The sequence below is a fragment of the Brevundimonas sp. PWP3-1b1 genome (genome assembly GCF_049896065.1).
Lineage (GTDB): Bacteria > Pseudomonadota > Alphaproteobacteria > Caulobacterales > Caulobacteraceae > Brevundimonas > Brevundimonas intermedia_B.
In genome coordinates, this window is the sequence record NZ_JAFCTO010000002.1 from 24,368 (window position 1) to 45,676 (window position 21,309).

13 protein-coding genes and 1 riboswitch are annotated in these 21,309 nt (G+C 66.5%); of the genes, 8 read left to right on the top strand and 5 right to left on the bottom strand.

The annotated features are described in order from the left end of the window. Positions 1–14: 14 nt before the first annotated feature. Both ACP69V_RS11935 and ACP69V_RS11940 read left to right on the top strand, forming a co-directional pair. A complete protein-coding gene (locus ACP69V_RS11935) occupies positions 15–1,298 on the top strand; it encodes an outer membrane beta-barrel protein (RefSeq protein ID WP_426024082.1) in 1,284 nt (427 codons plus the stop codon). 71 nt (positions 1,299–1,369) lie between these two features. After that, positions 1,370–3,556, top strand: coding sequence for a GumC family protein (locus ACP69V_RS11940; RefSeq protein ID WP_426024083.1), 2,187 nt, complete (start codon positions 1,370–1,372; stop codon positions 3,554–3,556). 49 nt (positions 3,557–3,605) lie between these two features. Here ACP69V_RS11940 and ACP69V_RS11945 read toward each other — a convergent pair whose 3' ends face one another. Further along, positions 3,606–4,355, bottom strand: a complete 750-nt coding sequence (locus ACP69V_RS11945; RefSeq protein WP_426024701.1) for a helix-turn-helix transcriptional regulator — start codon at positions 4,353–4,355, stop codon at positions 3,606–3,608. Between the two features lie 681 nt (positions 4,356–5,036). On the opposite strand from ACP69V_RS11945, the gene ACP69V_RS11950 reads away from it, so the two are divergent. The 5 genes from ACP69V_RS11950 to ACP69V_RS11970 all read left to right on the top strand — a co-directional run bounded on the left by ACP69V_RS11950 (position 5,037) and on the right by ACP69V_RS11970 (position 10,866). Beyond that, a complete protein-coding gene (locus ACP69V_RS11950; RefSeq protein ID WP_426024084.1) occupies positions 5,037–5,627 on the top strand; it encodes a hypothetical protein in 591 nt (196 codons plus the stop codon). A gap of 68 nt (positions 5,628–5,695) precedes the next feature. Continuing rightward, positions 5,696–6,433 carry a hypothetical protein gene (locus ACP69V_RS11955; protein ID WP_426024085.1) on the top strand — a complete coding sequence of 246 codons (738 nt, stop codon included), beginning with the start codon at positions 5,696–5,698 and terminating at the stop codon, positions 6,431–6,433. Positions 6,434–6,442: 9 nt separating this feature from the next. After that, on the top strand, positions 6,443–9,052 hold the full coding sequence (locus ACP69V_RS11960; RefSeq protein WP_426024086.1) for a hypothetical protein: 2,610 nt from the start codon (positions 6,443–6,445) through the stop codon (positions 9,050–9,052). Continuing rightward, the gene (locus ACP69V_RS11965; RefSeq protein ID WP_426024087.1) at positions 9,024–9,971 is read left to right on the top strand and encodes a hypothetical protein; all 948 of its coding nucleotides are present in this window, start codon (positions 9,024–9,026) and stop codon (positions 9,969–9,971) included. Before ACP69V_RS11960 ends, ACP69V_RS11965 begins: the two co-directional genes overlap by 29 nt. A 220-nt stretch (positions 9,972–10,191) precedes the next feature. After that, positions 10,192–10,866 (top strand): helix-turn-helix transcriptional regulator, encoded by a 675-nt coding sequence (locus tag ACP69V_RS11970; protein WP_426024088.1) that lies wholly within the window; start codon positions 10,192–10,194, stop codon positions 10,864–10,866. Between the two features lie 69 nt (positions 10,867–10,935). On the opposite strand, the gene ACP69V_RS11975 is transcribed toward ACP69V_RS11970, so the two are convergent. After that, positions 10,936–13,173: a TonB-dependent receptor gene (locus ACP69V_RS11975; protein WP_426024089.1), complete on the bottom strand. Its 2,238-nt coding sequence runs from the start codon at positions 13,171–13,173 to the stop codon at positions 10,936–10,938. A gap of 329 nt (positions 13,174–13,502) precedes the next feature. On the opposite strand from ACP69V_RS11975, the gene ACP69V_RS11980 reads away from it, so the two are divergent. Further along, positions 13,503–14,780, top strand: coding sequence for a metallophosphoesterase (locus ACP69V_RS11980; RefSeq protein ID WP_426024090.1), 1,278 nt, complete (start codon positions 13,503–13,505; stop codon positions 14,778–14,780). 330 nt (positions 14,781–15,110) lie between these two features. Here the strand turns inward: ACP69V_RS11980 and ACP69V_RS11985 are convergent, their stop codons facing one another. The 3 genes from ACP69V_RS11985 to ACP69V_RS11995 all read right to left on the bottom strand — a co-directional run bounded on the left by ACP69V_RS11985 (position 15,111) and on the right by ACP69V_RS11995 (position 20,866). Continuing rightward, on the bottom strand, positions 15,111–16,106 hold the full coding sequence (locus ACP69V_RS11985; protein WP_426024091.1) for an amidohydrolase family protein: 996 nt from the start codon (positions 16,104–16,106) through the stop codon (positions 15,111–15,113). 30 nt (positions 16,107–16,136) lie between these two features. Then, the gene (locus ACP69V_RS11990) at positions 16,137–18,077 is read right to left on the bottom strand and encodes a S9 family peptidase (protein ID WP_426024092.1); all 1,941 of its coding nucleotides are present in this window, start codon (positions 18,075–18,077) and stop codon (positions 16,137–16,139) included. A gap of 89 nt (positions 18,078–18,166) precedes the next feature. Further along, the gene (locus ACP69V_RS11995; RefSeq protein ID WP_426024093.1) at positions 18,167–20,866 is read right to left on the bottom strand and encodes a TonB-dependent receptor domain-containing protein; all 2,700 of its coding nucleotides are present in this window, start codon (positions 20,864–20,866) and stop codon (positions 18,167–18,169) included. Positions 20,867–21,040: 174 nt separating this feature from the next. Beyond that, positions 21,041–21,128, bottom strand: a riboswitch (glycine riboswitch). Positions 21,129–21,309: the final 181 nt, after the last annotated feature.

The following is a 21,309-nucleotide window of genomic DNA, read 5'->3' on the forward strand; positions in this document are numbered from 1 at the left end:
AAAGGCGGGGGCCGATGCGACGCGACATCCTTCCGGCCGCCGCCGCACTGGCTCTGTTCGGCGGGTCAGAAGCCTCGGCCCAGTCCGTCAGGGTAGCCCAGGATCGTACGGCCGACCTGTTCGCCCGTGACCGCGCCGTCGCCGTTCGCGACCGTCCGCAACCCGCCTATGACGCCCTGGGCATCCGCACCGGCGGCTTCACCGTCTTTCCCCGGCTTCCGTTCGATATCGTCCATGACGACAATGTCTTCGCCGCCGACGACGACCGCCAAGCCGCCACGACCCTGCGCCTCCGGCCCGAGATCGTCGCCAGGTCCAACTGGTCCCGCCACGCGCTTCAGGCCCACGGCCGCGTCGCCATCGACCGCAATCTCGACTTCGACAGCGAGAACACCACCGACTGGAGCCTGGGCGCCGCCGCCCGCCTGGACGGGGTTCGCGGCGCGAACCTCGTCGCCGGGGCTGACTTTGCCAAGGCCCACGAGGCGCGCACCGCCGCCGGCGCCGATCCGATCACTCAGGAGCCTGTCGCCTTCGACCTGGCCTCCGCTTCTCTCGGCGCCGAACGGGCCAAAGGACGTCTGCGCGTCTCGGCGCGAGCCGCCGTTGACCGCTACGACTACCGCGACGGATTCGGCGAAACAGGCGCCGTGATCGAACAGGACGACCGCGACCGCACGGTCTTCACCCTGACCGGCCGCGCCGACTACGCCCTCTCCCCCGCCACGGCGATCTTCCTGCAGATGACCAGCGACGACCGCGACTACGATCGCATCGCCGGCCGCCCCCTGCGGACCTCGTCGGGCCGTCAGACCCTGGCAGGCGTGGATTTCGAACTGGGCGCCCTGGTCCGGGGCGAGATCGCCGCCGGCTATATCCGCCAGGACTTCGAGGACGCCGCCTTCGGCGACCTGGACGGTTTCGGCGGCCGGGCGAAGCTGTCCTGGTTCCCGACGCAACTGACCACCGTCACGGCGGCGGCGGCGCGAACCGTCGAGGATACGGGTGTCATCGACTCGGCCGGCGCCCTTCGCACCGACCTGTCACTCAGCGTCGATCACGAGCTGCTGCGCAATCTGATCCTGACGGCACAGGCGACCTATGCCGATGACGCCTACAACGGTCTGCCCCGAACCGACACGCGCTTCGGCGCCGGGGTCAGCGCGGTTTATCGGATCAATCGCCGCTACGGCTTCACCGCCGGCCTGACCTGGCTTGACCAGTCCTCGTCCGGCGCCGCTCAAGGTCCCAGCTATCGAAACGCGCGGCTCTACGTCGGCTCGACCGCCCAGTTCTAACTCGCGCGAAGATTGACAACCTGAAGGCGACGCCGCACCACTGACACGGACGATCACCGTTCGATGGCGCGATGACACAGACGAACGACCCTGCCTCAGGCACTCCGCCTTTCGACGACGACATCGACTTACAACGCTACGTCGCCGCCTTCCGCCGTCGGGCCGGTCTGTTCACAGCCGTTGCGACGGTCGTCTGCCTGATCGTCCTGGCCCTCATGCTGGGCCAGACGTCGGTCTATACCGCCACCGCCAATCTCCAGATCAAAACCCGCAAGGAACAGGTGATCGCCGGCCCGGCGGTCCTGTCCGCCCTCGATGCAGAAGCGGCCATCGTCGACACCGAGGTCGAGGTGCTGAAATCGCCCCAGCTCGCCGCCGGCGTCGTGGACGCGCTGGACCTGACCCAGGATCCCGAATTCAACGCCCGACTGCGCAGATCCCACTTCGCCGGTATTACGGACCGGATCGGCCGCGCACCGGTCCCCGACCGCGAGATTGAGCGCCAGCAGGTCATCGACGCCGTCAGCCGCCGCCTGACCGTGCGCCGCGTCGGCCTGACCTATTCTATGGCGGTCGGCTTCACCTCCGAAAACCCAACCAAGGCGGCCCGGATCGCCAACGCCTTCGCCGAACGCTACCTCCAGTCCCAGCTGACGGCCAAGTTCGACGCCAACAGCCAGGCCAACGCCTTCCTCGGCGCCCGGTTGGAAGACTTGCGCCGCCAGGTCGAGACCGCCGACGCCGCCGTCTCCCTCTACCGGATCGAAAACGGCCTGCTCAGCGCCCAGGGCGCGACCCTGACCGAGCAGGAGATCTCGGTCTATAACCAGCAACTGGCGTCCGCCCGCGCGCAACAGGCCGAGCAGGACGCGCGCCTTCGCACAGCCCGATCCCAGATGGCCGCCGGATCGAACGGCGACGATGTCGGCGAGGCCCTGACCTCCCCCGTAGTCCAGAACCTGCGCGCCCAGCGCGCGGCGATCAGCACCCGCGTCGCCGACCTTTCCGTCCGCTATGGTCCCCTGCACCCCGACATGATCCGCGCCCGACAGGAGCTGGCCGACATCGACGCCCAGATCCAGGCTGAGATCCGCCGCGTCGTCTCCAACCTGGACGCCCAGGCCCAGGTCGCCCAGCAGCGCGCCGCCTCGGTCCAAACCAGCCTGAACGCTGCGCGCAGCGTCCTGGCCGACAACAACGCCGCCTCGGTGCGCCTGCTCGAACTGGAGGGCGAGGCCGAGGCCGCCCGCGCCATCTACCGCGCCTTCCTGGATCGCTATCGCGAAACCAGCGCCCAGACCGGCGTCGAACAGCCCGACGCCCGCATCGTCTCGCACGCCACGCCGCCGACCTCGCAGAGCGCGCCCAACCTGATGCTCAGCATCACCTTGGCTCTGGTGCTGAGCGTCGCTGCTGGCGTGGTCGCCGTCATCCTCGCCGCACGACTACAGACCGGCCTGGCCACGGCCGAGGAGGTCGAGCGCAAACTGGGCCTGACCGCCATCGGCGCCATCCCGCTCGCCTCTTCCGTCACCGCGCCCGATGACCAGGACATCCACCCGATCGACCTCGTGCTACAAAGGCCCCTGTCGATGTTCACCGAGGCGTTTCGCGCGCTGCGCGCTTCGATCCACCCCACCAACATCCCGTCGCGCGGCGCCAAGGTTGTGGCCGTGACCTCCGCCCTGCCGGGCGAGGGCAAGACCACCGCAGCCGTCTGTCTGGCGCGCGTCTCCGCCAGGGCCGGCGGTCGCGTCCTGCTGGTGGACGGGGACCCTCGGCGACGCGCCGTCACCCGCATGCTGGGTCTGAACCCCGCCCAAGGCCTGACCGAAGTCCTGCGCGGCGCCGCGTCCTGGCGCGACGCCCTGGTGCTGGACCCTGCATCCGGCGCCCACGTCCTGCCGCTATCGGACGCCGAAGCCTCGGCCGAGGACCTCTTCGGCTCCCCCGCCATGGACGCCCTGTTGATCGAGCTGCGTCAGGCGTTCGACCTGATCCTGCTGGATACGCCCCCCGTCCTGGCCTTGGCGGACGCGCGCGTACTGGCGGCCCGAGCTGATACGGTCGTCCTGCTGGCCCGCTGGCGCAAGACGCCCGCGCGCGCCGTCGAAAGCGCCATTCGCATCCTGAACCATTCCGGCGTCGACATCCTGGGCGTCGCCCTGACGCAGGTGGACGTCAAACTCCAGGCCCGACACGGCTACGGCGACGCCGGCTACCATTATGAGGCTTACCGCCGATACTATGCCGCCTGAGTCTAGGATCGCCCTTGGCCGCCAACATCCCTTTGCCCAAGGTCGCCGCTCAAAGTCCTACGAAGTCGACGGCCTTGGCGAAGAGTTCGCCGCGGCTTTTGACGTCCAGTTTTCGGTAGGCGTGCTTGATGTGCGTACGCAGGGTCTCGATCGAGATGTCCTGTCTCTGCGCGATCCGGCCGGTCTCGACGCCCGCCAGCATCATGGTGACGATCTGGGTTTCGCAGGGCGTCAGGTGATGAAGCTGCAGCATGGCCTCGTAGGACACGGGATCGGCCATCCGATGGGCGGCGAAACCGATGCTCGCCTCGTCGTCGGGAATGAGCTGTTGCGCCCACAGCAGCCACTGTCGGCCCGACTCCGGCGGGGTGATCGCGAAAAGCGCGGCGTCCATCGGCGCGTTCGTCAGCAGGCGGCCCAGGATGCCCGACGTCTTGTCGTTGTCGGCGACCAGGACATCGTTGATCACGCGAAACCCGCCGCCGCCGTCCTTGAGCATGCGATAGGCGGCGTCATTGGCCCAATGGATCCGGCCGGAGCGCGAGAGCAGCATGCGCGCTCTTGGATCCGTATTGACCCAGGCCGCGATCGCGCGAGACCAGGCGGGCGCCTCGTCCCGATCGTCTTCGAACATCAGGACCGTCTGGTCCGAGTCGGGCTCCTGGATCGAATGACCTCCTGAAAGGAGCCCCGTCACGCCTACCATCATCGCAGCCTCCCCTTCATACCGTGACGCTTGATACGACTTCGGCTCGTCGAGACGATGACAAGCTTTCGCAAGTTCTCGTTCGATCTTCACAATAACCAATAATAATCAAATTGGCATACCCGAGTTAGGGGAGGACTCTTGTCTGGCGACCAGGAACGGCATGCATCATCTCTGGACCCGCCATGGAGGGGGCTCAGGCGCCTTTCTCGCCGGCCACCTCCCGAGAAAGGCATGGTTTCCATCAAATATAGGGTGGTGATATCCGCCGCCATCCCCGAACTAGGTGATCCGTCTGCGGGCGGCATACTATTCAGATATACTATATCTGAACGCGATTAGGTCAGTCCGTTAACCTTTTTCAAGTTCCGACGAATAATAGGCGAATGTCCAGAACATCGTCATCAGCAAGGCGGCCACCGATCATGTCTTGACGCGGAATTTCATTCCGCGACTGACTGTGCGCTCGCACCAATCCCTTGAGATGTCTCAGTTCTGACGATTCGTTCAGGCCGTCGGCGCATCGCCACGCCGCAATGCGAAGGCGCCCCATCATTCGCGCAAGCCTGGCGAGCCGCGACCGATGCGCGCCGCCCGATCCGACGATCGGCTCGCCAAACCTGGCGCCACAATTGACTAGGCGATCAGACGTAACCGCTTTGGCGATGCGGCCCCCTCCCCCTCCGACCTAGATGGCCCCGTTGCTTCTGGAGGTTGCAATGCCCGGATTCATAAATCCGTTCGGGGACATCTAACGAAGACTTGGAGGATATCATGCGTGCATATCTCGTTGCGGCGGCGACTGCTGCTGCCGCGCTGCTGGCCATGCCGGCGGCGTCGAACGCCCAAACCAATGTCACGGTCTCGACCAGCGTGACCAACTTCTGCGGCATCGGCCTGGCCAATGTCGCTGGAGGCAATGTCGCGGTGGCCAACGGCGCCCGCCAGAAGGTCACCACCCTGCGGATGTCGTGCAACGCCGCCACCGGCGCCAAGCTGACGTCCAGCGCCGCCAACGGCGACTTCAAGTCGCCCGCAGGCGTGCTGATCAACTACGATTGGGATCTGTCCGTGCCGGAAATCCCCAGCCTGGGCTTCGCGGCGGTCGACACCTATCCCGGCAGCCCGGCGATCATCACCAACTCGGGCGGTTACAGCCAGAAGCTGGCGGACGGCATCTTCGGCGATCTGTTCCTGAACCTCTGCTACAATGTTCCCGGCGGTTCGGGCGTCGGCGGCACCCAGGGCGATCCCTCCAACCCCGGCTCCTCGGGCTGCGCGGCCTCCCCCTCGGGCCCAGGCGCGGCGTCGGCGCCGGCGGGCACCTACACGGAAATCTTCACCTTCTCGCTTGATCCGGCCTGATCACAGCGAACAGGGCCGTCTTCGGACGGCCCTGTCTTCTTTCGTGTTTCTGCAAGATGGGGGCAGTCATGAGACATCGGAACCTTGCGACAGTGTTGGCCGTCGGCACCCTGCTGACCGGCTATGTCGCACCCAGCCAGGCCATGGACGTGTCGCCCATGGTGGCCAAGATCACGCCCGCCGGCTCCGGCTCCAGCTATCGGATGACCGTACGCAACACCAGTTCGACGCCGGCGACGGTCGAGATCGAAGTCTATCGCATGCAGGTGGACGACACCGGCGCGCGCAGCCTGGTTCCGGAAGAGAACGACATCGCCACCTTCCCGGTGCAGTCGGTCATTCCGCCCAATCGGGACCAGATCGTTCAGGTCCGCTATCTCGGCGATCCGGTCGAGGAAGGGCGGATGTATCTGGTCCGCGCCGCCCAGTTGCCGATCAACATGCAGACGACCAACGCCGAGGGCGAGGCGGGCGCCGATGTCCAGGTCGCCTTCAGCATCAACACCTATGTCTTCGTGGCCCCGGCGCGCGCCAAGGCCTCGGTCGAAATCAGCGCGGTGTCGCGCGCGCCCAACGGCGACATCCTGATCAGCGCCCGCAATCCCGGCGCCGGTTTCGCCCATCTGCGCGAAGCCCGCTATACGCTGACCACCGCCGACGGGCGCGCCCATGAGGTGGCCGCCGCCGATGTCGATGTCGGCGACGTCAGCGTCATTCCCGGCGGCGGCGCGCGGCAGATCCGGGTGCCCGCCGCCCTCGCCTCGTCCATCGCCGGAGACGTCACCGCCTCGATCGTCCTTCTGTGAGGATGGGCGATGGCCGCCACATCAAGCCGACGGTCCGCCGCCCGCAAGGTGCGGCGTTGGGGGGCGATCGCTTGTCTGGGCGGCAGCCTGGCCACAGCCGCCAACCCCAGCGTGGTGCAGGGCGCCGACGAGGTCATACGCACCGCGCCCGACTATGACGGCGGCGGCGCGACCGGGCCCTGGATGGCGACGGCGGCCATCGACCGAACGCCGGCGCCCATGGCGTCGCCTTCGGATTTGAACACGACAGCGTCGCCTGACGCCCAGGATCAGACCCCCTCGGCCCGGCCGATGCCGGTGCTCAGCCCGATCCAGGGGCCGCTGACGCTGGAAGGCAAGTATCTGGGCGACATCAGCGGCGAGGTGGGCGCTCAGGGCGAGGGCCTGGTGGACGCCGCCGGTCTGATGGATTTGCTGGGGGCCCAGCTGGCGCCGTCGGTGCGCGAGGCGCTGACCGGCCGGATCGCGGCCCAGTCGAAGGTCGATATGGCCGACCTGGACGTCGAGGGTTTCTCCCTGGTGTTCGATCCCCTGTCGCTGACCTTCGTGGCGACCCTCAGCCCCCAGGGTCGCGCCCAGCGCCGGATCGGCTTTTCGCAGGAGGAGAACGTCGATCCCGCCGCCTTCGACCAGCCCGCCGACTTCTCAGCCGCCGCCAATATCACCCTGGCCCAGCAGTATTCGCACAACGAGGACCGGTTTTCGCCGATGCAGGGCGGCATCGACATGTTCGCCAACTTCGGCGGGTTCGACGGCGTCACCCTGACGGCCGGCGTCGATTATGACGGCGGCGCGTCCGGGGACCGGTGGCAGCGACGCGAGATCCGCCTGACCAAGGACCTGTTCGGCTCCGCCGTGCGGCTGACGGCGGGCGAGTTCGCGCCACCGGTCGAGAGCTTTCAGGGGTCGCAGCGCTTTCTCGGCGTCTCGGCCGCGCGGGCCTATTCCACCATCCGGCCCTTCCAGAACGTCCGCCCCTCGGGCCGCCGCCAGTTCATCCTGGATCGCCCAGCCCTGGTGGTGGTCGAGGTCAACGGCGTCATCGTCGAACGCATCCGGCTGGACGCCGGCCCCTATTCGCTGGGCGACTTCCCGTTCGGCGAGGGGGCCAACACGGTCCGCCTGCTGGTCGAGGACGACAACGGACAGCGCGAGATCGCCGTCTTCGACCTGTTCGGCGGCGCGGGCCTGCTGGATCCGGGCGTGGTGGACTTCGGCGTCTCGGCCGGGGTTCTGGAAGAAGGCGGCCAGCTGGAATACGGCTCGACCCTCGCCACGACCGGTTTCTTCCGCAAGGGCCTCAGCGACGTGCTGACGGTTGGCGCCAACGCCCAGCTGGCGAACGGCCGCGGGCAGCTGGGCGGCCTGGCCACCTGGGGCTCGCCGTTCGGCCTGTTCCAGTTCAGCGGCGGCGGCAGCCACAACGGCGACACCGGCGCGACCGGCTATGTCGCCGCCCTCGACTATCTGCGCGAGGCCACGCTGGGCCGCGACGTCGATCTGCGTTTCGTCGCCTCGGCCCAGGCCACCAGCCGCTTCTTTCAGAGCGCCTTCGACGAGACCGCCTTCAACCGCGAAAAGTGGCGTGCGGCCGCCCGGGTGCTGCTGCGGATACGGGACTATTCGATGACCGCCGGCGCGGCCTTCGTGAAGGGCCGCAACCAACGCGATCGCACGGACCTCAGCCTGTCCCTGGGCCGCAGCTTCCGCAAGTTCGCGGTCAACCTGGCCTGGCAGCAGGGCACGACCGAGGACGGACGCAAGGAGGACCGCTTCGGCTTCACCCTGACCTCGCGCTTCGGCGGACGGTGGAGCGGCGCGGCGCGCTACGACAGCGACAATGACTTCCGCGAGGTCGGCTTGTCGCGCGCCTCTTCCGGCCGACTGAACGACGTCAGCGGCAATCTGCGCTTGTCCCAGGACAGCTCAAACCAGGCCGTGTCCGCCGACGTGCGCTACACCAACAACCGGTTCGATGCGGAGGTGGTGTCCAACCGACTGGTGTCGTCCGAACCCGGCGGCGTCACGCGTCAGGAATCGCTGTGGCGCGTCTCGACCATGATCGGTTACGCCGACGGCGCCTTCGGCGTGGGCCGCGCCTCGCGCGAAGGCTTCGTCATCGCCAGCCGCCACCCTACCCTGTCGGGCGCGCGCATCAGCCTGACGGACTCCAGCGGCTATGAGATCGCCCACAGCGGCTGGCTCGGCCCGGCCATGGCGGGCATCGATCGCGGCTATGGCGTGCGCCGGTTCGAGATCGCCGCCGATCCCCTGCCCCCCGGATACGACCTGGGATCGGGGGTCGTGACGGCCTTCCCCGGCTTCGGCAGCGGCTATCGCTTCACGGTCGGCAGCGACGCCTCGCGCACCGCTCGGGGCGTCCTGATGTCCCCCTCCGGCCCGGTCGGTCTGGCGGGCGGCGCGCTCCAGCGAGTCGATGGCCCCGCCGACGCCGAGGACAAGCCCTTCTTCACCAACCGTAATGGTCGCTTCATCGCCGATGGCCTGTCGCCCGGACGCTATCGGATCCTGATTCAGGGCGTCGCCGTCGGGGAGTTCGTCATCCCCGCCAATGTGGAAGGAATCGTCGATGTCGGTGAAATTCGCACCACCCCTTGAATCCCGGCTGTTCGCAAGGGCGCGCGGCTGGCTGCCGTCTCTGCTGGTGGCGGCCGTCGCCCTGTGCGCCGCCTTCGAGTGCAAGGCCCAGAGCTGCGACCTGGCCCTCGCCCAGGCGCCGGGCGCGGTGACGATCAACTACAATCCGTTCGGCGCCGGGGCGTCGGCCGCCGCTCTGGACGTCAAGCTGGAGAACCGCGCCGACAGCGCCTGCGATCTGCGACTGGCTTTCGAAGACGACGCCGGAGCGGAAATCGTCGGCCTGCCTCTGGGCGGTGTCGGGGTCCAGTTCCGTCCGCGCGAGACCTCAGGCTTCACGGTCTCGATGCTGGAACCCGGCGTCTTTCATTTCACCCTGGCCGGACACACGACCCAGGAGGTCCAATTCGATGTCGCCGTCGTCGTCGAGGCCGTTCCCGAGGCGGGCGAACACGCCGCCGATCTTCAGCTGATCGTGCGGGACACGGACCGCAACGAACTGCTGCCCTCCGTTCCCGTGCGTGTGGTGCTGGTGTCCACGCCGCGCGCCCAGCTGAACCTGGCGGGCGCTGCCGGCGCGTTCGGATCGGACAGCAGCGTGGAGGTGGTTGATTTCGGCGACGCCGTCACCGGCGCCACGCGACGCATCTTCGTGCAGGTGCGCGCCAACACCCCCTCCATACTGACCATCAAGTCCGAACATCGCGGGGCCATGCGACGGGTCACGGACGACAAGATCGCGACGGAGTCCAGCGTCCCCTATGCGGTCGATCTGGCCGGCGAGGCCGTCGATCTATCGGCCCTGTGGTCCAAGGACGTCGATCCGCCCCGCACCCTCGCCGGCATGTCGTTGCCGATGTCCTTCACCCTGGGCGCCGTTGGAAGCCAGATGGCCGGGCGCTACGAGGACATTTTGACGATCGACGTTTCGCCAAATTGAATACCGCTTACGGATCAATCGGATATACCCTATCAGGGTTAGCCAAAGCGGGCTATTACGTGCGTGCATTGGCTATGTTAACGATCTGATCACACTGACCAAATGCTGAACGTCAGCAGGTCTCGAACGTCAGGGTTTTCGGTCGTTTTTTCCGGCGCGAGGTCCAGCGCCGACGGACGCCGCCTGCCGTCCGGGGTTCTGCGGGGTGGAGGGACAGGGGATGATCGACCACGACTTCATGGAGGCGCCGGCGAGGAACGGCGGGCCGTCACCACGCTTTCAGGCGCAGACCACCGACACCGCTCGGCCCAGGGTTCACGTGCTCCGGGGCAACGGCGAAAGACTGGAGCCCCAGGACGGCGCGGTTTGGTTCGAGCATGACAGCGTCGCCCGGTTCGTCCTCAACCCGCGCGGCCGCATCCTGCGCTCAAACGCCCGCGCCCGCGCCCTGGCCGCCTCGGGCGTCATCGGTTCTGGCGAGATGTTCATCTGCCCCACGCACCGCCATCGGCCCGAGTTCGAGGTGCTGCTGAACCGCCTCGCCGAGGGCCGGCAGACCAGCGGCCGCATCCTGTTTCGCGCCGGCGACGACGCCTGGTGCCTGCTCGACCTCGCGGTTCTACCCGGCGTAGAAGACCGGGTCTTCGCCTCCGCCAGCCAGGCCCGCCCCCTCAGCGCCGAACGGATTGAACCCTTGCGCGCCGTCTTCGGCCTGACGCGCGCCGAGACGTCCGTGCTGTCCCACCTGACCAGCGGCGATGCGCCCAAGGACATCGGCCGCAAGATGGACATGTCCATCCACACCGTCCGCGCCCACCTGCGCGCCATCTGCATGCGAATGGGCGTCCGCGGCATCAACGGCGCGCTCCGCTTGAGCTTTCAGCTGACGACGTGAGCAAGGCGACGTCAGCCGAAGCACCGATCCAGAATCGACAATGACGGTCTACGAGACAAAAGGTGTCGATCAGAACCGCTTGGTCAGCTGCACGCCGTAGGTGCGCGGTTCGTTGACGAAGGCGGTCAGGTTGTTGAAGTCGATGGCGCCGATCACATTCTCTTCGTCGGTGACGTTGCGGACATAGGCGGCGGCCTCGATGCCGCGGTTCAGGTCGCGCCAGCCTGCACGCAGGCCGCCTTCGAACGCCGTGTCCTGCATGAACTCGACCGATTCATAGAGGAACAGGTTGAAGTCCTTCTGCATCACCCAGTCGGTCGACGCGAACAGCTCGGTGTCGTTACCCAGCGACCGGACATAGTTCAGCGTCAGGTTGGCGGTGTATTCCGGCGCCTGCGGGAAGGGGTTGCCGTCGATGTTGGCGCGACGGGTCGTGCCCACGGTGACGATCGGATCGGTGACGGTGCAGTTGGCGCCGCAGATGGCCACCAGCAGGTCGCTGTCCTTGATCTCGGTGTGGTTCCAGGCGGCGCCGGCCGACAGGCTGAAGCCCGCGCCCAGATCGATGTCGCCGTCCAGTTCCAGGCCGTAACCCTCGCCCTTGTCGGCGTTGATCAGGCGGTTGGAGTTGTCCGCGCCGCCGATGGCGGTGAACTGCAGGTCGCTGACTTCATAAACATAGGCCGTCGCGTTGAAACGCGCGCGGCCGTCCAGCAGGCGGGCCTTCAGACCGGTCTCGTAGGACATGACGGTCTCGGAGTCGGCCGTCGTCAGGACCGGCAGGTTGCGCCCCTGGATCGACGGACCGCGGTAACCCTTGGCCGCGCGGACGAACAGGTTGAGGCTGTCGTTGACCTCATACAGGGCGCTGACGTCCCAGCTGACCTGTTCGTCGCCGACGGAGACGGCGCCCGTTCCGCCGGCGCCCGTCCCCAACACGATGCGCCCGTTGTAGTCGCGGTTGTCGTCGGTGTAGCGGACGCCCGCCGTCACCTTCAGGGCCTCGGTCAGCTTGTAGCTGCCTTGACCAAACACCGACCACGAGTCCGACTTTTGCACGATGTCGGTCACCCGCGTCGGCTGAAGTCCGCCGACGCCGTTGAAAGTGCCCGAGACCAGGTTGATCCGCTCATCCCAATAGAAGGCCCCGACCTGCCAGCCGACCCGGCCGTCGCCGTTCGAGGCCAGGCGCAGCTCATAGGTGTTCTGCAGCAGGTCGCTGGAGAGGGTGCCTGTCTCGGAGTTGAACGGCGTCTTGTAAGGGGCGGTCGCTGGGGCCGAAGCCACGCCGCCGTCGATGTCGCCGTCGCCCTGGGACCAGCCCTGGTACGAGCCGACGATGCCGGTCAGGGTGGCGGGGCCGAAATCATACGCGACCTGCAGCGATTGCGAGGTCGTCTTCTGCTTCTGGAAGTTGTTGCGGCCGCCGTCGTAATAGACGGTGTCGCGGTCGAAATTGCCGTTCAGTTCGTTCGAGCCCTTGGTCAGGGCGTTGGCGCGGTTCATCGTGCCCGTGCCGTCATAGTCGCGGGCCTGCAGGGTCAGCAGGGTCGACAGACGATCGGTCGGGGTCCAGGCGACGTGGACGCGCGCGGCCAGATCGTTGAAGCCGCCCAGATCATCATCGTCCGCATTGGCGAAGGACGGGTTGAAGGCGTTGTTCACCCAGTCGTCGCGGTGGTTCCACAGGATGGCGCCGCGCACCTGAAGCGTGTCCGACGCCGGCAGGGTGACGGCGGCCTCGGCCCGGGTCGAACCCAGGTTGCCGTAGGTCAACGAGCCGAAGCCGGTGAAGTCATCCGACGGCTTGACGGTGTCGATCTTGACCACGCCGGCCGGGGTGTTGCGACCGAACAGCGTACCCTGCGGACCGCGCAGAACTTCCAGCTGCTGCACGTCGAACAGGGGGAAGCCCTTCAGATAGACGCTCTCCAGCACGACATTGTCCAGCACGACCGAAACCGGCTGCGAGGCGGTGAAGTCGAAGTCCACATTGCCCAGGCCGCGGATGTAGAAGCGCGGCGCGTAGCGGCCGTTCGAGCTCTCGACCTGAAGGCTGGGCACGCGCGCCGACAGCGACAGGATGTCGGCGCCGCCGGCCGAAACGTCCTGCAGAGTCTGGGCGTTCAGGGCGGTGACGGCGAACGGCACCTCGCGGATGTTCTCGCTGCGGCGCTGGGCGGTGACGACGATGTCGTCGACGCCGGCGACTTCGGCGGCGGTGTCCGTCGTCTGGGCGAGAACCGAGCCGGCGCTCAGCAGGGCGATGCCGCTGACGGTGGCGGCCAGAAGAGCTTGGCGAAGCATGGGCGAGATTTCCTTGGCGACAGGGAGGAGGACGTGTCGCGCGACGCCGTAAAGCTTCGCAGCGACGGCCGCCAGCGCAGAGCGGGCCTGTTTCTTGAACCTTTGAAGACGCAGCCACACCCGTGTGACAATCTATCCTTCGGCCGCTTGTGCAGCGCCGGCCGGCATTGTGCCGAGAGGGGCGAAATGCGATGCTGAAAGGGTGCGTGAGTCCGCTCCGCACGCACTCCCAGACATCGTTTGGATCGCGTATGCCCCTCGTCACGCCCTCCCGTCGCCGGCTCCTGCAACTCGCCGGGGCGACGGCGTTCGCGCCAGGGCTGACCGGCATGAAACGGGGGGATGTGATCGGCCGCGTTCTGGCCGTATCCGACATGCATTCGGCCTATGAGCGGACCGCCCAGTTGCTGGCCGCCTTCGAAACTGAAGTCCGCTCCAACCCTGTCCCCCATGTCATCGCCATCGACGGCGACATCTTCGAGCACGGCAATGTCGTCGCCGTGCGGTCGGGTGGCGCGGTGGACTGGGCCTTCCTGGCGGCCTTGCCGGCGATCGCCCCGACGGTGTTCAACCTGGGCAATCACGACAACGACCTGACGCCTGACCTGGCCCAGGTCGTCGCCCGGATGAAGAGCCTGGGCGTTCACGTCGTCAGCACCATCGGCGATACGCGCACGGGCGCCGGCTATGCAGACCCGTCCACGACCCTGCCGTTCGGTCGCCGTTCGCTGCGGGTCGTGGGCATGGCGACCAATTCGCTGACCACCTACTCCAAGGTCTCGCGCGAGCAGTTGTCGATCCCGGCCGCCGCCGATTGGGCCAGCGCCAATCTGGCCGACAACCTGGCCGGCGCCGATCTGGTCATGGTGATGAGCCACGCCGGGGTGACCGCCGACCGGGACATCCTGCCGCTATTGCCAGACGGCAGCCTGATGATCGGCGGACACAACCACCTGCTGTTCCAGCATCGCCAAGGCCGCAGCGCCTATGTCCACACCGGCGCCTGGACCGCCGCCTATACGGTGGCGGACTTCCTAGCGGACGGCTCGGTCACCGCCCGATCCCGCGCGGTCGCCCTGAACGATCCCGCCTCTCCCGCGCTGGCGGACCTGATCGCCGCGACCCTGGCCGCCGAGCTGACCGAGGAAGAGCGGACCGTCCTGGGGACCAGCCCTCGCGCCCTTTCGCTGGGCGACACCGGACGGCGCGTCGCAGCCGGTCTGGCCCAGGCGGCCGGCGCCGACGTCGGCTTCATCGGCCACACCACCCTGGGCACGGGCGTCCCCGCCGGGCCGATCAGCCGATACGTCTTCGATTCCATCGTCCGCTTTGACGGCAAGCTGATGGTCGCCACCGTCTCGCGGGCCCAGTTCGACGGCTTCATGGCCCGCGCCAACCAGGACCGCCCGATGCCCCTGGCCGACCGCAGCGGCGACTTCCTCTATGCCTCGGGCGTTTCGCTGAACGCCGATCCGGTCCGCATCGTCACCACCGACTGGTGCGCGACGAACCAGGCGGAGTATTTCGGAACGACCGACCTCAGTTTCGAACAGGCTTCAGACCTGATGCTGAAATTTCTGGCCGCCGAGGCTCTGCTGGAGCGGTGATAGCGTCTGAGCCTCCCTTTGTCGGCGCGTAATAAGCGCCTTGGCTATTCATTTGGCGGCACGAGGAACGATGGTGCACATGCATTTGCCGATCGTGATGAGCAACAGATCATTCACGTTTTTCATGTGCCTGTGGGATTCCACCGTGGCTGGTCTCGGATTCGACGAGACGGGCCGCAACAGAGAGCGCGCTGCTTAGCGCCGGTGTTCTGAATGCACAGACATTTTCCTGCGCCGGCAACTGACCACCCGCTGCGTGCCGTCTATTGACCTAGGGACTCACTGCTCATGAAGAGCCGCATCTGTTCATCTGACAATGCAACCGCGATATCATCTCACCGCAACGCGTCGTTCCCTCAGAGCTCCTGCTTCCTGTGACGACAGCGGCAACTGTCCCATTGCGGCGTTCAGATAGCCGTCCAGCGGCCCGGAGAACGGCCAGTCGGAACCTGGCACGAAACGCTCGACGCCGATGCTTCTCATGACCTCAACCAGTCGCGCCCGATTTTCCGCCGAGGTATCGGCGTCGAAGACCTGAGCCAGGTCGAAGAAGAGGTCGGGCGCGGTGTCAGGCCGGTCCGCCAGGACGTGTCGAAAGCCCTCCAGCGCGTCCCAGGTGTTCGCGTCCAGCCCGCCCCAGCCGCCGGAATGGGCGATCACGACGGGGATATCGCGGGCATGGGGCAGGATTTGTTCGACGAAGATGCGGACGTCGCGCGCGCCATAGTCCTCTGCCCGGGTGCGCATGTGGATCATGATGGTCAGCCGGGCGTTCGATGCGGCCTTGAAAACGGCCGCCAGGCGACGGACGTGGTCGGGATTTCGTAGATCGACACCCGAGTTGGTCAGGTGCAGCTTGAGCCCCTTGGCGTAGGGGTTGGCTTTCCACGCCTCGATTTCCGCCAAAGCATCGAGCGTCAGCGGGTTGACCGACACGAAGGCGACCAGTCGCCCCGGATGCGCCGCCGCAGTCGCCACGGTGAAGGCGTTGGCGTCGTGAACCCGTGTCGCGGCGTCGGCCAGCTCAGGAACCATCATCGGGCTTTCGGCCAGATAGGCGGTGGACATCATCCACGCCGTCTGGACGTCCGCCTCGTCCATGTCCGCCAGCAGATCAGCCGCCATCAGCGGTTCGACGAAGACCGGATCACAGGCGCCGATCCGCCCCGGACTGCTGCAATAGGCCGGCAGGATCTCCAGAATGGCGGGCGAATGGACGTGGACGTGATGGTCGGTGTGAACCGGCGTGCGGGTCTGCGCCATCGCGGGCGCCGCAAGCAGCGCGGCCGAAACCGCGCTCGCCGCGACGAGGCTTCTGAAGGTCATGGGTAGATTTCTGAAACGCGCCGGTCGGGCTCAGCGCGCGGCGTCGCCCAGCAGCGTTTGTTTCCAGAACAGAAGACTGGTCCAGAAATAGTAGTCCTCGTTTTCCTTCTTGTGGAAACCATGTCCCTCGTTCTGCGCCAGCAGATGCCAGGCCGTGCCGCTGTTGCCGCGCACGGCGCTGATGATCTGGTCGGCTTCGGACGCCGGGACGCGGGGGTCGTTGCCGCCTGTGGCGACCAGCAGCGGAATGGTGATCTTGTCCACGCTGGTCAGGGGCGAGATGGCCTGTAGTTGCGCGCGCTGGGCCGGATCACGCTCGTCGCCGTATTCCACGCGCCGCAGGTCGCGGCGATACGACTGGGTGTTTTCCAGGAAGGTGACGAAGTTGGAGATGGCGACGTAGCAGTTCGCCCCCTTCAGCCGGTCGCTGTAATGGACCGCCGTGGCGTAGCACATATAGCCGCCGTAAGAGACGCCGGTGACCGCGAACCGCGAGGCGTCCAGGGTCGGATCGACCTCAAGCGCGTCGAGGAAGGCGCCGATGTCCTTGACCGAATTCTCCCGCTGGAACGGGCCGTTGTCGAGATTGACGAACCGGGTGCCGTAGCCGGACGACCCGCGCACATTCGGGAAGAAGATCGCCACGCCCAGTTCGTTCAGCAGATAGTTCTGCGAGCCCAGGAAGTCGGGACGGGTCTGGCCTTCCGGTCCGCCGTGGATGTCGACGATCAGCGGGCGCTTGCCGGGGAATTTGGTCGGGTCAGGCTGATAGAGGAAGCCGGACACGGTCTCGCCGTCGAAGCTCTTCACCTCCACCAGCTTGGGTTCGATGTTGATCGCGGGATCCAAGCCGCCGGTCTCGCTGTCGGTCCACTGTGTGACCGCCAGGTTCGTAGGATCGATGGAGAAGGCGTCGCCCGACACGCGGGCGGACGACAGGCTCAGCCCGATCGCGCCCCAAGGCGCAATGTCGATGGCCGGGCCGATGCTGTAGGGGATGACGCCGTCCGGCAGGCCGGTGACGACGCGCACCGCGCCCGTGGCGACATCCATGACCTTGAGCCGCGAAACGCCCGCCTCGTTCAAGGCATAGGCGATGAAGCTGCCGTCCGGCGCCAGGGCGTAGTCGCTGACGTCCCACCGGGTCTCGGTGCTGACGGGGACGAAACCGCCCTGGCCGATCCGCCCCAGGCGCAGGAAGTCGCTGTCATTGTTGGATGTCGCCCAGACCGTGCCGTCGGCCGCATATTTGGGGTCGACATACGACACCTGCGCCGCCGGATCGGTCAGCGGGGTCATGCGACCGGACGCCAGGTCCAGTTCATAGACCACGGCGTTGTTGATCGACATCCGGTTCAGGACCAGGGCCTTGGTCCCGTCCCTGGAGAAATCGGCGATGTTCCACCCGCCGCCGGAAACCTGCGCCACCAGACGGTCGGTCGAGGGATTTTCAGGATCGACGACATACAGGTCCATGTCCGCGCCGTTGCGCCGCGACGAGGCATAGCCGACCCGTTTGCCGTCCGGGCTCCAGGCGCCGAACCAGTTGCGGCTCTTGCCGTCGGTGATGCGAGCCAGCCGACCGCCGGAAAGGGTGTAGAGCTGATAGAATTCATCCCCGCCATTGTCCTTCTGGACCAGCAGGGTCTGGCCGGACGGCGACAGGGCGCCGCCCACGATCGGCTCCGCCTCGAAACTGATCTGGGTGCGGGCTCCGTCGGGACCGGCGACAACGTGAAGCTGGTCGGTGGCGCCGAACCGGGTCTTGACCAGCATGGATCGGTCGGCGGCGTTCCACCCCATGAAGGCGGCGCGACGCGCCTGAAGATAGGGCTGGGTCGCGGCCACCAGATCGTCCGGCACCGCCGGCAGTCCATCGGCCACGATGGCGGCCGGCTTGGGCGCTTCGGCGAAGGCGGCGGGCGCTACGGACAAGGCGAGCGCGAGGGCCAGCGGGAGACGAGACATCATCATTCGGACCGTGAACTGGGGGGAAAAGAAGGGGTCGCCGGCTCCTGATCGGGAGACCGAAGCCGGCGACCGGCGGCGCGCTGCCAGAACTAGAAGCGGTAACGCGCGCCGACCGTGACGTACCGACCGACGACGTCGTAGTACGGAGAGAAGAGCGAACCATCCGGAGGCGACTTGTCGAACAGGTTGGTCGCATTGGCGTAGAGCTCGACGCCCTCGGCGCCGTAGTGGGCCAGATCGGCCGTCAGCCCCAGATCGACGTAGGTGAAGGCGTCGATGTCGTTGTTCACGATCTTGACGGTGCTGTTGTAGACGCCTTCCGAGATGTAGCGGGCGCGCAGGTTGGCGCCGAACACCTCGCCCTGCCAGCCCAGGCTGGCGTTGACCCGCAGTTCCGGCACGCCCAGGCCGAAGGCGTAGCCCTGTGACTTGACGTACTCGATCTCCGAAATGCCGTCGTCCGTCGTCAGGCTGTTCACCCAGGTTCCGACCAGGCGCATCTGCACCCGCCCGGTCGCGCCCGGAACCCACAGGTCCGCCGGCGACGAATAGGAGACTTCGGCGTCGATGCCGTCGGTTTGATACTCCGCCAGGTTCACATAGGTGGACCGCGTGCGGATCAGATTGCCCGAGGCGTCGCGGTCGACATTGGCGCACAGGGCGGTGTTGCCGTTGAAGCAGCGGCTGACCAGGTCCTGAGGCGCGATCGTCGTGATCACGTCGTCGATCTTGATGTTGTAGTAGTCGACCGACATGTTCAGGCCGGGGATCGACGGCGGTGAATAGGTCAGTCCCAGCGTCAGGGTGTCCGCCGTTTCCGGCGCCAGGTTCGGATTACCGCCGCCGTTGTTCAGCGTGTAGACGGTCTGGCCCTTCAGCGGGTCGTTGATGTTGTTATAGCCGGTCGTGGTGGTGGTGTAGAGTTCGGCCAGGTTCGCCGACCGGATGTCGCGCGACTGGGTGATGCGCCCGCGGAAACCGGGGAAGAACTCGTTGGTCGCGCCGACCTTCCACGACCAGATCGAGCCCGTGGTGTCGTAGTCCGAGATACGGGCCGCAGCGTTGAATTCCAGATTGTTCAGCACCGGCAAGTCCCGAACGATCGGCACCAGGATTTCGCCGAAGGCTTCCTTGACGGTGAACTCGCCCGACATGGCCGAAAAGCTGAAGGTCTGGAACGCCTTGACGGCGTCCAGCTCACCCACGCGCTGATCGGTCTGCTCCTTGCGGGCCTCCAGACCGACGGCGATCGAGACGTCCCCCGCCGGCAGGCTGAAGGGCTCGCCGCGCAGGCTGACGCCGGCGACATCCAGCTTGGTGGTCGTGCGTTGTTGGGGTGTGCCGGTGACATAGTCGATGGCTTCCTGAGACGGCGCGCCCAGGCCGAACAGGTTGATCGGCACGCAGCCGGAGTTGGCGTTGGTCAGGGTCACGCGGCAGACGGGCTGATTGGTGACGGGGCTGATGACCGAGTCGACCGCCTGGGCGTAGTTGGTGGTCAGCAGGAAGCCTGGCGTGTCGATATTGTTCTCGTATTCGCCGTGGCTGTAATAGGCGCCCCAGCGCCAGTTGTCGCCGAACTCGCCGTCCAGGGCGATGGTCGCCTGGGTCGTGACCCGCTCGAAATCGATGGTCGAATAGGACAGGTCGGAGTTGAAGCGGCCCATGGTGAACGAGGTCTGTCCCGCCGCCGCCATCTGCTGCTTGATCGCCGTAGACAGGAAGGCGTTGTCGTTCTTGATCGTCAGATTGCCGCGGTTGTGGTCGCCGAACCAGATGTAGTTGTTCCACATCCGCGAGTGACGAACGTCAGCCGTCAGCCGCAGCTTGTCGGACAGCTCGTAGGTGGCGCTGGCTAGGCCGGCGTAACGACGCTGGGGCGTGACCAGGGGGCTGAGGTCATCGTTCGACGGCCCCTCGCCCCCGACCGTGTTCGCACCCACCACCGTGCCGTAGTTGAAGGCGCGCAACGTGCCGTCGGGATTGAACACCTGTCCGGCGTTGACACCGGACATGATCAAGCCGCCGTAGGCCGCGTTGGAGAAGCCGACGTTGGGAACGGTGACGAAACCCCCCGCGCCGTTCGAGACCTGGGCCCAGCGACCGATCGCCGGACGCGAGGTCTTGGGAACGACGCCGTCGTTGTCCAGATATTCGCCGCCGATCACGAAATGACCGCGACCGTTGGCGAACGGCGTGCCCCATGCCGCTTCGAACCGCTGCTGTTCAGCGTCATCGAAGGACGAGATGCCGTACTCGGCGCCCAGCTTGCCGCCGGTTAAGAAGCGGTCGATGCCGATGTTCACCACGCCGGCGACGGCGCCGGAACCCCAGGCCGCAGATGCGCCGCCGGTGACGACGTCCACGCTCTTGACCAGAACGGACGGAATGCTGTTGAGGTCGTTTTCGCTCGACACCCGACGCCCGTCGATCAGGACCAGCGTGCGGTTGATCCCCAGGCCGCGCAGATCGACCGGCGCATTGCCCGCGCCGGTGTTGGTGCCGGTCGTCTGGGGCGAGCTGCTGGCCTTGAACTGAGGCATGTCGTTCAGCGCGGCGGCGATGTTCTGGCGCGCGCCGACCGAAAGATCCTCGGCCGTCAGATGGATGGTTGGCGTGGGCGCCTGGAAGCCGGCCCGGTCGATCCGGGACGCGGTGACGACGATGTCGTCCACCGAGGCGGCGGCCTCTGGAGCGGTTTGGGCGTCCTGCGCGTGAGCGATCCCGGCGCACGAAAGCAGGGCGATGGCGCTGCAGCAGGTGGTCAGATGGCGGTTGAGACGAGACAAGGCGATGGTCCTCATAAAGATGACGCCCCTCCCCAGGGGTGTCTGACGCGAGCGACGCTCTGCGGCGTCGTTTCGCCCCCGCTGTCATCAGGCCTGAGAGCTTCGGGGCCTTGCGACCCGTTTCTCCTTCGGCGAGGCCGGATCCCCCGGACCCGTCCTTCTCTCCAGCGTTCCTTCAGCAAGACGGTCCGTTTGCCTGAGCGTTTCCGGGGCGGTTGCGCCTTCGGCGTCGGCCGGAGCCGATCTCTCCCGCCTTGCTGAACCTGAGTAAGATCGACCCCGAGCCTGGTGTCAAATACGTGAAAACGGCAATTTTATTGCTACAATAAGGGCGACCTTCGCATTTCATTGCTCTTCAAGATCAAGCAACGTCACTTATAGCCGCGCCCCACGTCCGGCTTACACGGCCGTGACGGCATCGTGACAGAAAGGCGGGTTTCGGA